Genomic DNA, 12,766 nt, shown 5'->3' on the forward strand with positions numbered 1-12,766 from the left:
CACGGGTGTGCCGCTCACCCGCCGTCGGTCTCGACGGCGTCGTCAGGTGTCGGCTGCAACGCCTTCGGGGAGTGCGACTCCCGCCGGAGGCTCTCCCAGACGATTCCCACCGAAAAGGCGACGACACCGAGCAAGAACGCTGCCACGACGATCGTGTCGAGTGTCACCATCGTCTCTCCCTCCGTGTTAGTGTATGACACGCACCCGTATTCAACTCGTCGTCGGGAGCGGCTCCACGGTCGCGTGACCGGCTCCGGGTGGCTCGCGAGTCGACAGAGGTTTGTCTCCGATCACCCACGTCCGAGACGATGCGTCGGCTCTCTCGTGGCTGGCTCCTCGTCGGCGTCGCCGCGCTCGTCATGGGCCTGGGGGGTACGTACCAGTTCGTCTGGTCGTCGCTCAGCGGCGCGGTCGGCGGGCGCTTTCCCGGCGCGTCGAGCCCCGCGCTCGGCACCGTCTTCACCCTGTTCGTCGTCGCCCAGGCCCTCGCGCAGTTCCCCGCCGGCCGGATCCGGGACCGATACGGCCCGCGGAACGTCCTCCTGGTCGCCGCGGCCTGTCTCTTCGTCGGCTACGCCGGCGTCGGCCTCGCTCCCTCGTTCCCCGCCGTCGCGGTCGCGTACGCGGTCGGCGGTGTGGGCGCGGGCGTCGCCTACACGGTCGCCGTGAACACCCCGGTCAAGTGGATCCCCGAAGAGGGCCGTCGCGGCCTCGCCACGGGCCTCGTGACGATGGCGTACAGCGGGACGAGCGTGCTGTTCATCCCGCTCCTTCGGGGCTCGCTCGACGACGCGTTCACCACGACGCTCCTTGCGCTCGGCGGTGTGGCCGGCGTGGGAGGGTTGCTGGGCGCGTGGCTCATCCGCGATCCCGACCGCGTGGCGGCCCGCGGGCAGTCCGCCGACGACGAGGACGTCGCCGCGTCGGACGACGGAGCGCCGGATGGTCTCGACGCGGCCGACGACGCGACAGCCGGTGCCGGCGCGGACGGGGACGCGACCACGCCGGCGGCCGAGCCGGCCGTCGGCTGGCGCACCGCGGTTCGAACGTGGCAGTTCTGGGTGCTCTACGGCGTGATGATCGCGGTGAACGGCGTCGGTCTCATGCTCGTCGGGCAGTCGGTCGGCTACGCGACCGGACTGGGCCTCTCGGCGACCGTCGCGACCACGGTCGCCTCGGTGATCGCCCTCGCCGACGGGGCCGGCGTGCTGGTCGTGAGCGGGCTCTCGGACCGGTTCGGGGGGGAGCGGACCGTCGGCGTCTCGCTCGTCCTCTGTGGCTGCGCGCTCGCCGGGAGCGTCGTCGTCGGGGCGCGCGGGCTGTCGGTCCCGTTCGTGTTGCTCGTCGGGGCCGCGGCGTTCTTCCGGAGCCCCGTCTTCGGCATCTTCCCCACGCTCGTCGCCGGCTACTACGGTGCGGCGCGCTCCTCGGAGAACTACGCGGCGGTGTACTCCGCGAAGATCCCCGGCGGCGTCGCCGGCGGTACGGTGGCCGGCGTGCTCGTCGCGACGCTCGGCTGGTCGCGGTCCTTCTTCGTCGGTGCGGGCCTCCTCGCGCTCGCCGGCCTGGCCGCACTCGCGCTCCGGCCCGTCTCGCTCGACGCCGGTGGCGACCCACGTGGCGTCGCCACCGAGGACGACTGAACCCTGACGGGTCGACGGCGAGCGCCACCCTGCCGACACCGTCCCCAGCGAACAGCACCGATTTCCGTCTCGACGGCGAATCGGCGCACATGACCCGTTTCGACGCCGACACCCCGGCCGAACGCCGAAAGCTGTTCGCGGAGGCCATCGTGGCCCACCGCACGCGCGGCAGCCCCTTCCTGACGGTCGAGGTCGACGCCGACCCCGAGATCGACGGCACCGACGACGACGGTGACGCGCTGCCCGGTCCGTGGATCCAGTTCGCCGAGCAGACGTTCAACCTCGACGTCACCGACGACGAACGCGCGCGACTGGAGACGCTCCTCGACGAGTTCCGCGAGTTCCGGATCGACGAGGTACACTCCCCCGAGGAGAGCGAGGGGACGAACCTCCGGATCACCGCCCGCTCGGACGCGAACCGCCTCGCGGGGTTCGTCGACCGCACCTTCCAAGAGGTGTACGGCCGCGACGAGGACTACCGCGCCTGGGTGACGCAGCTGTAGGGACGCGGGAGACGGTGAGGTGGCGAGAGATGATACAGGCCAGGTTGTCGGTGTGCCTCGACCGCGGGTGGAAACACGAGACGGTCCACGACTGCCGACGAGCCAGGAGGCGATCCACGACCGCGAGACGGCAGCCGTCTGTGGGAAGTGGGCACACGGTCGTCCGGAGGGGAACGACATAAGACATCTGACCACATAGCCGCCGTCAATGAGCCCACGATCAGGCGAGAGACGGCGACAGCTCGGTCGAACAGTAGATCCGGGGGGTCCCGGGCATGGCTGACGGCGACGCTCCCCCCGCGAACCTGCTCTCCAACCCGTTCGTCCCCGTCGCGAGCGTCGACGACGCGCGGATCACCCTCGACGCGGTGCTCGACCGGGTCGCAGCCGCCAGCGGTCGGATGACCGTCGCCCACGTCGTCGAGAAGGCCGGCGGCGCGCCCGACAAGGCGTCGATGGAGCAGCGGGAGGGAATCGCCGAGGAGGCGTTCGAGCTCGTTCGCGGCCGCGCGGCCGACGCGGGCGTCGACGTCGAGACTGAACTCCTCTACGGGACCGACGTCGCCGAGACGCTGGTGGAGGCGGCCCACGAGTCGGGAGCGACCGCGATCGTGTTCACTCCCCGCGGGCACAAGTGGTGGTGGGACCTCTTCAGCGAGGACGTCGCCGACGCGCTCGTCCACGAGAGCGACCTGCCCGTCGTGGTGCTGCCGAGTCCCGCGGACGCCGGCGCCGACGACGGCGGGGGTGACGACGCGTGAGTGGCGGCGACGAGGAACTCGCCAAAGACCTCGGTCCCCTCGCCGCGCTCACGATCGGCGTCGGGACCATGATCGGCGCGGGGATCTTCGTCCTCCCCGGCGTCGCCGTCGCGGAGGCCGGACCGCTCGCGGCGGGTGCGTTCGTGCTCGGCGGCGGGATCGCGCTCCTGACGGCGCTGTCCGCCTCGGAACTGGGCACCGCGATGCCGAAGTCCGGCGGGGCGTACTACTACGTCAACCACGCGCTCGGGCCGCTGTTCGGCTCCGTCGCGGGGTGGGCCAACTGGATGGGACTCGCCTTCGCGAGCGCTTTCTACATGTTCGGCTTCGGCCAGTACGTCAACGAGTTCTTCACCTTCCCCGATCTCGTGCTCGGTCCGCTCACCCTGACGTCGGCGAAGATCATCGCCCTCGCCGGCGGGGCGTTCTTCGTCTTCGTCAACTACGTCGGCGCGAAGGAGACCGGTAAGCTCCAGAACTACATCGTCGTCACGCTGGTCGGGATCCTGGCCGTGTTCACGGCGTTCGGCGCGCTCAACGCGGACGTCGCCAGACTCCGCCCGTTCGCACCCGACGGCTACACCGCGCTTCTGCCCGTGACAGGCATCATCTTCGTCTCCTATCTGGGCTTCGTCCAGATCACCTCCGTGGCCGAGGAGATCAAGGAGCCGGGGAAGAACCTGCCCCGGGCCGTGATCGGGAGCGTCCTCATCGTGACGACGATCTACGCGCTCGTGCTGCTGGTCGTGCTGGCGGCGGTCGACAACTCGCTCGTCGCGAACAACCCGACCGCGGTGGTCGACGCCGCGCAGTTCCTCCTCGGGCCGATCGGTGCCGTCGCGTTGCTGTTCGGGGGACTGCTCGCGACGGCCTCCTCCGCGAACGCCTCCATCCTCGCCTCCTCGCGCATCAACTTCGCGATGGGCAGAGACCAGATCGTCACCGAGAAGCTCAACGAGATCCACCCGCGGTTCGGGACGCCGTACAAGTCCATCGCGCTCACCGGGGCGTTCATCCTGCTGTTCATCGTCTTCGGTGACATCGAGACGCTGTCGACGATGGGGTCGACGTTACACCTCGTGATCTACGGCCTGCTGAACATCGCGCTCATCGTGATGCGCGAGGCCGATCCCGACGAATACGAGCCCGCCTACACGGTGCCGCTGTACCCGATCGTCCCCATCGTGGGCGCGATCATCTCCTTCGCGCTCATCGCGTTCATCAACCCGTTCGTCATCCTGCTCTCGCTGGGCTTCGTCGTCTTCGCCGCGGTCTGGTACCTCGGCTACGCCCGCACGCGGACGACCAAGCAGGGGATCCTCGGGCAGTACATCCTCAGCCGCTCCGACGAGATGCCCGAGCCGGCCGTCTCCGCCGCGACGAGCGTCCAGCCCGACGGCGGCCAGTACCGCGTGATGGTCCCTCTCGCCAATCCGGGTCACGAGAAGGACCTCATCACGCTCGCCTCGGCGATCGCCAAACAGCGCGGCGGGACCGTGGTGGCGACGCACATCGTGCAGGTGCCCGACCAGACCGCCCTCGAATCCGCCCGCCAGCAGGACGACTTCGACGCCGCCCGTGCCCTGCTCGAGAAGGCCCGCGAGGACGCCGAGACGTTCGGGGTGGACGTCGAGACGCACACGATCCTCTCACACAGGTCGTTCGAGGAGATCTTCGACGCCGCGCGCACGTACGACGCCGACCTCACGATCATGGGGTGGAGTCCCGACGCTCACGGCTCGCCCGGTCGTGCCGAATCCGCGATCGACGAACTCGCGCACTCGCTGCCGTGTGACTTCCTCGTCCTGAAGGACCGCGGCTTCGACGCCTCCCGCATCCTGGTGCCGACGGCTGGCGGTCCGGACTCGGACCTCTCGGCGCAGGTCGCGGCGATGCTCCGCGAGGAGTACGGCTCGGAGATCGACCTGCTCCACGTCGCCGACGACGTCGCCGCGGGCGAGGCGTTCCTCACCGAGTGGGCCGAGGAGCACGACCTCGCCGACGCGAACCTGCTCGTCGAGAGCGGCGACGTCGAGTCGGCAATCGCACGCCACGCCGAGGACGCGTCGCTCCTCATCATCGGTGCCACCGAGCGCGGGCTCCTGAGTCGGCTCGTCCGCGGGTCGCTCGTCCTCGACGTGCTCTACGACGTCGAGTGCTCCGTGCTCCTGGCCGAGCGAAAGAACGAGCGTAGCCTGCGCGAGCGACTGTTCGGCTGAGCCGGACGCGTCGTGCCGGCGCGGTCGGCCTGGCCCGGCCCAGCCCGGTCCGCGCCGACGGCGACCGCCGGACACCCGGTCGGCACGGACGACCACGTCAACAGGACTTTATCGGCCGGCAGGGACTGGACTGTCGATGACCGAGCGGTCTCCCCTCTTCTCGCCAGTCGTCGCCATCGCGACGGTCGCGCTCCTCGTCGCGTTCACGCTCGTCACGATCGCGCTGTTCCCGGCCCAACCCGACGTCTCCGCTGCGGTCTACCTCGAAGCCGCCTTCGCTGCCATCCTGCTGTCCGGGGTCGTCGTCGTCAGCTGGCTCGACCTCGATCGGCACATCGGCTGGCCGTTGTTCGTCGGCCTCGTCCTCTTCGGCCTCCACTCGCTCGCCGAGGTGATCGGCGAGTTCGTGCGCCTCCCCTTCGCGTACTCGATCGTGCTCGAGGAGGTCACGATCCTCGCGGGTACGCTCTTTTTGCTCCTGGGGCTGTACCGCTGGAGCGAGGAACGGACACGACGGGAGCGACTGCTCGACGAGCGCCGTCGGCAACTGAAAGAGACGAACGACCAGCTCGAGGTGTTGACCCGGATCATGCGCCACGACGTCAAGAACGATACGACGGTCGCGCTCGGCTGGGCCGAGATACTCGACGAGCACGTCCACGGAGAGGAGGGACGTCGGGCGCTCGGCCGCGTGACTGACGCCTGTCGAAACATCGCCGCACTCACCGACACCGCCTACGATCTGGTCCAGATCCTCGCGGCGGACGACGAGGGAGGCCTCCAGACCGAGGCGACGGACGTCCGTGCGGTCCTCGACGACGAGGTTCGGAAGGCAGGCAACCGACACGGCGACGCCTCGATCACCGTCGAGTACGGGGCCGATCTGTCCGGGACGATGGTGGTCGCCAACGACCTGCTCCACTCGGTGTTCGCGAACCTGCTCACCAACGCGGTCGTCCACAACGATCGCGACGAACCGCGGGTGACGGTCGACGCCGAACGCGACGGCAGCCGGGTCCGGGTCCGCGTCGCCGACGACGGGCCGGGAATCCCGGACGATCGCAAGGAGGAGATATTCAGGAAAGGCGAGCACGGCCTCGAGAGCGCCGGTACCGGCATCGGACTGTTCCTCGTGCTCGAGCTCGTGAACCGGTACGGCGGCGCGATCCACGTCGTCGACAACGAGCCGCGCGGTGCGGTGTTCGTCGTCGACCTCCCCGTGGCGTTCGACGCCTGAGTCACCGGCGGCTCGTCGGTGTCGTGTCGGCGGATATTAGTCCACGACGCGCTTCGAGCCCACATGAACCGAACGCTGTCCGCGCGCTCGACCCCTCCGGGTCTGACCGCCGACGCGGTCGACGAGCTCGCCGACCTCGACGCGGTCGACGCCCGCAGTGAGTACGTCGACGTCGGCGACGTCACGCTCCACACCGTCGTCGCCGGACCCGACGACGGCCGCCCCGTCGTGCTCCTCCACGGGTTCCCCGAGTGCTGGTACGGCTGGCACCGGCAGCTCCGGCCGCTCGCCGAGGCCGGCTTCCGCGTGCTGATCCCCGACCAGCGGGGCTACAACCTCAGCTCGAAGCCCGGCGGCGTCGACGCCTACGGGATCGACCTCCTGGCGGGTGACGTCGTGGGGCTGCTGTCCGAGCGCGGCCACGACACCGCCGCCGTCGTCGGACACGACTGGGGCGCCGCCGTCGCGTGGTGGACGGCGCTCCACCATCCCGACCGGCTGAGCCAGCTCGTCGTGTCGAACGTCCCGCATCCGACCGTCTTCGACCGGGCGCTCCGCCGGAACCCGCGCCAGCAGCTGAAGTCGTGGTACGTGCTCTTCTTCCAGCTCCCCGGGCTGCCGGAGCGGCTGGCGCGGCTGAACGAGTGGGCGCTCCCGACTCGCGCGCTGGTCGACTCGGCCCGTCCGGGGACCTTCTCGCCCACGGACCTCGACCGCTACCGTCGTGCGTGGTCACAGCCGGGTGCGTACGCGGCCATGGTGAACTGGTACCGCGCCATCGTCCGCGAGCGCCCCCGGCCGAGAACGGAACGGATTCGGATCCCGACCCGGGTCCTGTGGGGAGCACGGGATCGGTTCCTCGAACAGTCGATGGCACGCGAGAGCCTCGAGTTCTGCGACGAGGGGTCGCTCCGGCTCTTCGAGGACGCCACGCACTGGCTCCAGCACGAGGAGCCGACCGCCGTGGGGGAGGAACTGATCGACGTCTGTGGCGGGGTCGCGACCGGTCGGTAGCGGGCGCGGACGCGAGCCGACCGACCATCGCCCGTGGCTGACCACCGCTCCTGATCGACCGCCCGTGGCCGACCGCCGCTCCTGATCGACTGCCCGTGGCTGACCACCGCTCCTAGTCGACCGCCCGTGGCCGACCACCGCCGTCGGCCGGCGCGTCCGAGACTCAATAGTCGCTATCGAATCTATTGCGTCCTTCCATACGCTCACTGTCGGTCTCGAGAAAACTTAGTGAGATTCATATTCCTGGAGTGACGAGTCAACGGTGGCGTAGGGAAGGGAACCCATCCATCGGTCCGCGGGATGCCTGGAGGCCTGCGCCCTTCATGAGCGAAGACGGCCGCACACAGCCACCTGTTGCGGCCACCTCCTTTCCGGAACCGCTCGCTCACGACGGAGAGCGCCACGTCTTTGAGCGACGCCCACGCAGCGGGGCCATGGACGCTGCTCTCGGTAAAGTCGACCAGGCCTTCTTCACCGAGTACCTCTACCCGAACCTCGGGGCCGACCGCGACGACGTCCGACTGGGGCCGACGCACGGCGTCGACTTCGGCGTCCTCGACGTCGACGGGAGCGCGCTCGTCGTCGCCACCGATCCCGTCTCCGTCCTTCCCCGGCTCGGGTTCGACCGCGCCGCGCGCTTCGCGCTCGACATCGTCCTCGCCGACGTCGCCGTCTCGGGGCTCTCACCCACCCACCTCACGGTGTCGCTGTCGCTCCCGCCCGACTTCGACGACGAGTCGTTCGCGACGTTCTGGCGGGCGTGGAGCAACGAGGCCCGCGACCTCGGCGTCTCGGTCGTCGCCGGCCACACGGCCCGGTACGCCGACGCGTCGTTCCCGTGGGTCGGTGCGGCCACCGCCATCGCGGTGGGCGACCACGACGCGATCGTCCGGCCCGACGGCGCGCGTCCCGGTGACGACCTCGTCGTCACGAAGGGGCCGGCGGTCGAGGCGACCGGCCTGCTCACGTCGCTGTTCCCCGACGCCGCCCCGCTGTCGGGGGAGCTGTTGAAGACGGCACAGGCGCGGCTCGACGAGACGGGCGCCGTCCGCGACGCCGGGGTCGTGAGCGGAGTCGACGGCGTCCACGCGATACACGACGCGACCGAGGGCGGACTCCTCGGCGCGTGCTTCGAGATGGCCGACGCCGCCGGGGTTCGGTTCGACGTCGACACGGCGCGGGTCCCCTGGCGGCCCGGCGTGCGGGAGACGGCCGAGGCGCTCGGCTTCGACCCGTGGACCGCGACGACGGCCGGGACGCTCGTCGTCGCGGTCGCGCCCGAACACACGGACGGCGTCGTCGCGGCGCTCGACGGGGCGGGAACGCCGGTCGGCGTCGTCGGCTCCGTCGCAGAGGGTGAGGGCGTCACGCTCGACGGCGAGGCGGCCACGAAGCCACAGGGAGACTCCTCCTGGCCGGTGTACGCCGCGCTCGCGGAGCGGGCCGACCAACAGACATAGGCCGCCCCACGGACGACAGTGCCACACGCCCTCCATGTCCTCCCCACCCCTCTCGCGCAGGTCTCTCCTCGCCAGCATCACAGGCGTCGGGACGGCCGCCCTCGCCGGCTGTGCGTCGCTTCCGCCCGGACCCACCGGCGACGTCACACTCATCCGGACGCGTCGACTCTCGATTCCCGACACGAGCCGCCCGTACCGGACGCCGACCGACCCGCACGTGCTGGCGACACGTGTCCACCTCGACGACATCGTCACCACGGCCGAACCCCTCCTCGCCGCTGTCCCGGATGGGGAACTTGACGAGGACCGCAGCCGTGACCTCCGAATCGGCGTCGGTGAGGGTCGGGACCTCCTGACCGAGACGGCCGACGACCCGGCGAGTGCCGACGCGTACGGCTCGTACGTCGGCGACATTCCCTACGCCGCGGAGGCGCTGGGGTTCCTTCAGTCGTGGCACGGTCACACCGACTTCGAGACGGCGCGACGTCGACTCGGTCGGATGCGCGCGTCGGTCGCCGAGACGGCCGGCGTGTTCGACTACCGTTGTGTGGACCCGGGTCGATTCCTGGCCGGCGTCGGCTGGGCCGAGCGCTGGCTGTACTTCGCCGACATCGCCGACATCGGTCAGCAAGCGTCTCCGGACGTCGACGGCCGTGCCGAACTCGCCGACCGAGTCAGCCACGTCCGCCACCACGCCGAGAAGATGCGCCGAGACGTCCGGTCGGGGCGGTACGTGTATCGAGCGTACGACGACGAGCGACCCGCCGACGCCGAGCCGTTCGCCGAGGCACTGGCGGCGAACCGGCGAGCCGTCCGGGAGCGGCTTCGGTCGGTCGCCGTCGACCGGGAAGCCGGAGCAGAACGTACCGAGTCGACGGACGACCCGGCACTGGAGACGTTCTGGCACCGGACCGCCCGCGGTGCGGGTGAGGCGACGGTAGCGCAGTACAACGTCGAGCGTCACCTCGACCGCAACCGCGACGTCCTGGCCGCCGTCTCCGCCGCACGCGCCGTCTGCGAGTACGAGGGGTATCACGCGGCCAGCGAGGCCGACGAGACTGTCGCTGCGGACCCCTCACCCGAGGTACTGTTCGACGCGAAGCGCCGAGCAGTCGGTGCAATCGACTCGGCGCTCGTCGACGACGACCCGTTTCGGGCCTGGCTCCTCGAACTCGCGGCCGACCTCGTCCGGGTTGGCGACCGCTCGTTCGAGAACGACCTGCTCGACAGCGATGCGGAGCGACGGGCGTCGGCCCTCGCATACTACCGCCGCGCCGCGGGCGCGGCAACGGCCGGCGACGAGGTGGCCGCGACGCTCGAACGCCGGTGACACCGCTTACTCGTCGGAGTCGGGTGCGAACCCGTTCTGTAGCGCGCCCGCGACCCGGTCGAGCGCCTCGTCGGCGGCGTCGACGTCGGCGGCGAGGCTCAGAAAACCGTGTGGCATGGCCGGATCGTGGTCGTGCTGGACGGGGACGCCGGCGTCGGCGAGCGCCCGTGCGTAGGCGGCCCCTTCGTCGCGGAGGGGGTCGAAACCGGCGGTGACGACCACTGCCGGTGGGAGACCGGACAGGGAGTCCGCGCGGAACGGCGAGACGAACGGGTTGTGGCGATCGACCGGCGAGCGGAGGTAGGTGTCGTACGCCCACTCGACGTCGCGACGGGTGAGAAACGGGCCGTCGGCGCGTTCGTCGAGTGAGGGGGTGTCGACGCCGCTGTCGAGCATCGGGTAGCAGAGCAGCTGTCCCTCGACCGACGGCCCGCCGAACGCCCGCGTGTACAGACAGGTCGCCGCCGCGAGGTTGCCCCCCGAGCTCGTTCCGCCAACTGCGATTCGAGCGGGATCCGCACCCAGCGCCGCGCCGTTCTCTCTGACCCACACGACCGCGGCCACGCAGTCTTCGAGGCCGGCCGGGAACGGGTGGTCGGGTGCGAGGCGGTAGTCGACGCTCACGACGACCCGCCGGGAGCGGCGGGCGAGACGTCGGCAGACCTCGTCGATGGAGTCGAGCGTCCCCAGCGCCCACAATCCGCCGTGGAAGAAGCACAGCACGGGGAGCGTCTCCTCGGGGTCGGGATGGTAGACGCGGAGCGGCAAGTCGCCGCCGGGACCGTCGATAGCGATGTCGGAGACGCGCTCGACTCCAGGTGGGTCCGTCGGCCCGAACAGCTTGTCTTCGAGGCGACGAGCGCTCTCGACGGAGAGGGCGGACCACTCGGGGAGACCCAGTCGCGCGGCCTCGTCGAGGACGGGCTGGACCTGCGGGTCGAGTTCGTCGGCCGCGTGGGCGGCGATAGTGGTGTCTGGAGGTGTGTCAGGCCCGGTGTCGGTCATACTCGGTGAGCGGTCGGGGAGGACAAAACAGTCACGGCGTGGCTGTAGTGTCCGAATCGCGCGGCCGAGGCTGTGGGTCTCTCACGCTCGGGATCGGACGAACCCTCAAATACCATGACGCGGCCACGACTCCCGTGACCTGACAACGGCCACGCGGTGGACGCGGGTGTCCGGCACGACACCGCGTGGTGTGCGAGTGCCGGCTGTTCGCTTTTGAGACCAGCCGCGGCAGCGTCCACCCACTCGCTCCCGTCTACCAGTCGAACACCAAGCTACTTCCACGCTCCCGCCGCAGACGCTCCATGGACGACTCCTCCCTCGCCAGCGCCCGCGAACGCGACGCCGCGGACCCGCTCTCGGACTGTCGTGAGCGTTTCTTCCTCCCCGACGGCGTGTACATGGACGGCAACTCGCTCGGCCTCCTCTCCGAAGACGCCGAGGCGGCGCTCGACAGCGTCGTCAAGGAGTGGCGCGACCTCGCCATCCGGGGCTGGACCGACGCCGACCCCGACTGGTTCACGTACGGCGAGCGACTCGGCGACCGCGTCGCGCCGCTCGTCGGCGCAGGAGGCGAAGAAGTCGTCATCGCCAACTCTACGACGGTGAACATCCACACCTTGTTCGGGACGTTCTACGACCCCGCTCGGGGTGAGAAGGTCGTCGTCGACGCGCTGGATTTCCCGACGGACCACTACGCCATCCGCGCACAGCTCCGCGCCCGCGGGGTCGACCCGGACGAGGCGCTTCGAGTCGTCGAGAGCCGCGACGGGCGGACCGTCGCCCGCGAGGACGTCGTCGACGCGATCGATGACGACGTCGGCCTCGTGTTCCTTCCGTCCGTGCTCTACCGGTCGGGCCAACTGTTCGGCATCGAAGCCATCACCGAGGCCGCGCACGAGTCGGGGGCGCTCGCCGGGTTCGACCTCGCGCACTCGGTCGGCGTCGTCCCACACCACCTCTCGGACGCCGGTGTCGACTTCGCGGTCTGGTGTCACTACAAGTATCTCAACGCCGGCCCAGGCGCCATCGCGGGGCTGTACGTCAACGAACGGCACTTCGGCGTGACGCCCGCGCTGGCGGGCTGGTGGGGCAACGACAAGGGGACGCAGTTCGAGATGTCGATGACGTACCAGCCGGCGCAGTCGGCCGGCGCGTTCCAGATCGGGACGATACCGGTTCTGGCTGCCGCGCCGCTCGACGGGGCACTCGACGTGCTCGCCGACGCCGGTGGCGTCGAGGCCGCCCGCGAGAAATCGCTGGCGCTAACTGACTACCTCATCGACCTCGTCGACGAGCGTCTCCCCGACTGCGAGGTCGGGACACCGCGAGCCCACGCGGAGCGGGGCGGACACGTCGCAGTGGAGCATCCGGAGGCCGCCCGCGTGTCCGAGGCGCTCCGCGACCGCGGGGTGGTCGTCGATTACCGGCCGCCGAACGTCGTCCGCGTCTGTCCCGCGCCGCTGTACACGCGGTTCGAGGACGTCTGGCGCGTCGTCGACGAGATACGAACCGTTCTCGACGAACGCGCGTACGAGTCGTACTCGATGGGAGGCGGTGTGACCTGACCGCGCGTTCACCAGACGCGGGAGCGAGG

11 protein-coding genes are annotated in these 12,766 nt (G+C 70.2%); 9 read left to right on the forward strand and 2 right to left on the reverse strand.

Annotated elements, in window-relative coordinates; all coding sequences use genetic code 11:
* Positions 1–14: 14 nt before the first annotated feature.
* The gene (locus FZP69_RS22625; protein WP_192918587.1) at positions 15–170 is read right to left on the reverse strand and encodes a hypothetical protein; all 156 of its coding nucleotides are present in this window, start codon (positions 168–170) and stop codon (positions 15–17) included.
* Between the two features lie 138 nt (positions 171–308).
* On the opposite strand from FZP69_RS22625, the gene FZP69_RS13915 reads away from it, so the two are divergent.
* From FZP69_RS13915 to FZP69_RS13950, 8 genes are all read left to right on the forward strand, one after another.
* Positions 309–1,643 carry an MFS transporter gene (locus FZP69_RS13915; RefSeq protein ID WP_152042006.1) on the forward strand — a complete coding sequence of 445 codons (1,335 nt, stop codon included), beginning with the start codon at positions 309–311 and terminating at the stop codon, positions 1,641–1,643.
* An 89-nt stretch (positions 1,644–1,732) separates the two neighbouring features.
* Entirely contained in the window at positions 1,733–2,146 is a 414-nt protein-coding gene (locus tag FZP69_RS13920) for a hypothetical protein (RefSeq protein ID WP_152042007.1), read from the forward strand.
* 275 nt (positions 2,147–2,421) lie between these two features.
* Positions 2,422–2,907, forward strand: a complete 486-nt coding sequence (locus tag FZP69_RS13925) for a universal stress protein (protein ID WP_152042008.1) — start codon at positions 2,422–2,424, stop codon at positions 2,905–2,907.
* Positions 2,904–5,126: an amino acid permease gene (locus tag FZP69_RS13930; protein WP_152042009.1), complete on the forward strand. Its 2,223-nt coding sequence runs from the start codon at positions 2,904–2,906 to the stop codon at positions 5,124–5,126. The genes FZP69_RS13925 and FZP69_RS13930 overlap by 4 nt, the downstream gene beginning before the upstream one ends.
* Before the next feature lie 136 nt (positions 5,127–5,262).
* Positions 5,263–6,363, forward strand: coding sequence for a sensor histidine kinase (locus FZP69_RS13935; protein ID WP_152042010.1), 1,101 nt, complete (start codon positions 5,263–5,265; stop codon positions 6,361–6,363).
* A gap of 63 nt (positions 6,364–6,426) precedes the next feature.
* The gene (locus FZP69_RS13940; protein WP_152042011.1) at positions 6,427–7,377 is read left to right on the forward strand and encodes an alpha/beta fold hydrolase; all 951 of its coding nucleotides are present in this window, start codon (positions 6,427–6,429) and stop codon (positions 7,375–7,377) included.
* A 434-nt stretch (positions 7,378–7,811) separates the two neighbouring features.
* Entirely contained in the window at positions 7,812–8,837 is a 1,026-nt protein-coding gene (locus FZP69_RS13945; RefSeq protein WP_152042012.1) for an AIR synthase family protein, read from the forward strand.
* 34 nt (positions 8,838–8,871) lie between these two features.
* Positions 8,872–10,167 carry a hypothetical protein gene (locus FZP69_RS13950; protein WP_152042013.1) on the forward strand — a complete coding sequence of 432 codons (1,296 nt, stop codon included), beginning with the start codon at positions 8,872–8,874 and terminating at the stop codon, positions 10,165–10,167.
* A 6-nt stretch (positions 10,168–10,173) separates the two neighbouring features.
* Here FZP69_RS13950 and FZP69_RS13955 read toward each other — a convergent pair whose 3' ends face one another.
* Positions 10,174–11,172: an alpha/beta hydrolase gene (locus FZP69_RS13955; protein WP_152042014.1), complete on the reverse strand. Its 999-nt coding sequence runs from the start codon at positions 11,170–11,172 to the stop codon at positions 10,174–10,176.
* A gap of 302 nt (positions 11,173–11,474) precedes the next feature.
* Here FZP69_RS13955 and kynU point away from each other — a divergent pair, with 302 nt between their 5' ends.
* Positions 11,475–12,737, forward strand: coding sequence for a kynureninase (gene kynU, locus FZP69_RS13960; protein ID WP_152042015.1), 1,263 nt, complete (start codon positions 11,475–11,477; stop codon positions 12,735–12,737).
* The last annotated feature ends 29 nt before the right edge of the window (positions 12,738–12,766 follow it).

It is taken from the genome of Salinigranum salinum, assembly GCF_009176545.1.
Taxonomy (GTDB): domain Archaea; phylum Halobacteriota; class Halobacteria; order Halobacteriales; family Haloferacaceae; genus Salinigranum; species Salinigranum salinum.

Coding starts and splice junctions, on each gene's coding strand:
- FZP69_RS13945 (WP_152042012.1), top strand. CDS start 7,812: ATGGACGCTGCTCTCGGTAAAGTCGACCAGGCCTTCTTCACCGAGTAC.
- FZP69_RS13955 (WP_152042014.1), bottom strand. CDS start 11,172: ATGACCGACACCGGGCCTGACACACCTCCAGACACCACTATCGCCGCC.
- kynU (WP_152042015.1), top strand. CDS start 11,475: ATGGACGACTCCTCCCTCGCCAGCGCCCGCGAACGCGACGCCGCGGAC.
- FZP69_RS13935 (WP_152042010.1), top strand. CDS start 5,263: ATGACCGAGCGGTCTCCCCTCTTCTCGCCAGTCGTCGCCATCGCGACG.
- FZP69_RS13940 (WP_152042011.1), top strand. CDS start 6,427: ATGAACCGAACGCTGTCCGCGCGCTCGACCCCTCCGGGTCTGACCGCC.
- FZP69_RS13925 (WP_152042008.1), top strand. CDS start 2,422: ATGGCTGACGGCGACGCTCCCCCCGCGAACCTGCTCTCCAACCCGTTC.
- FZP69_RS22625 (WP_192918587.1), bottom strand. CDS start 170: ATGGTGACACTCGACACGATCGTCGTGGCAGCGTTCTTGCTCGGTGTC.
- FZP69_RS13950 (WP_152042013.1), top strand. CDS start 8,872: ATGTCCTCCCCACCCCTCTCGCGCAGGTCTCTCCTCGCCAGCATCACA.
- FZP69_RS13920 (WP_152042007.1), top strand. CDS start 1,733: ATGACCCGTTTCGACGCCGACACCCCGGCCGAACGCCGAAAGCTGTTC.
- FZP69_RS13915 (WP_152042006.1), top strand. CDS start 309: ATGCGTCGGCTCTCTCGTGGCTGGCTCCTCGTCGGCGTCGCCGCGCTC.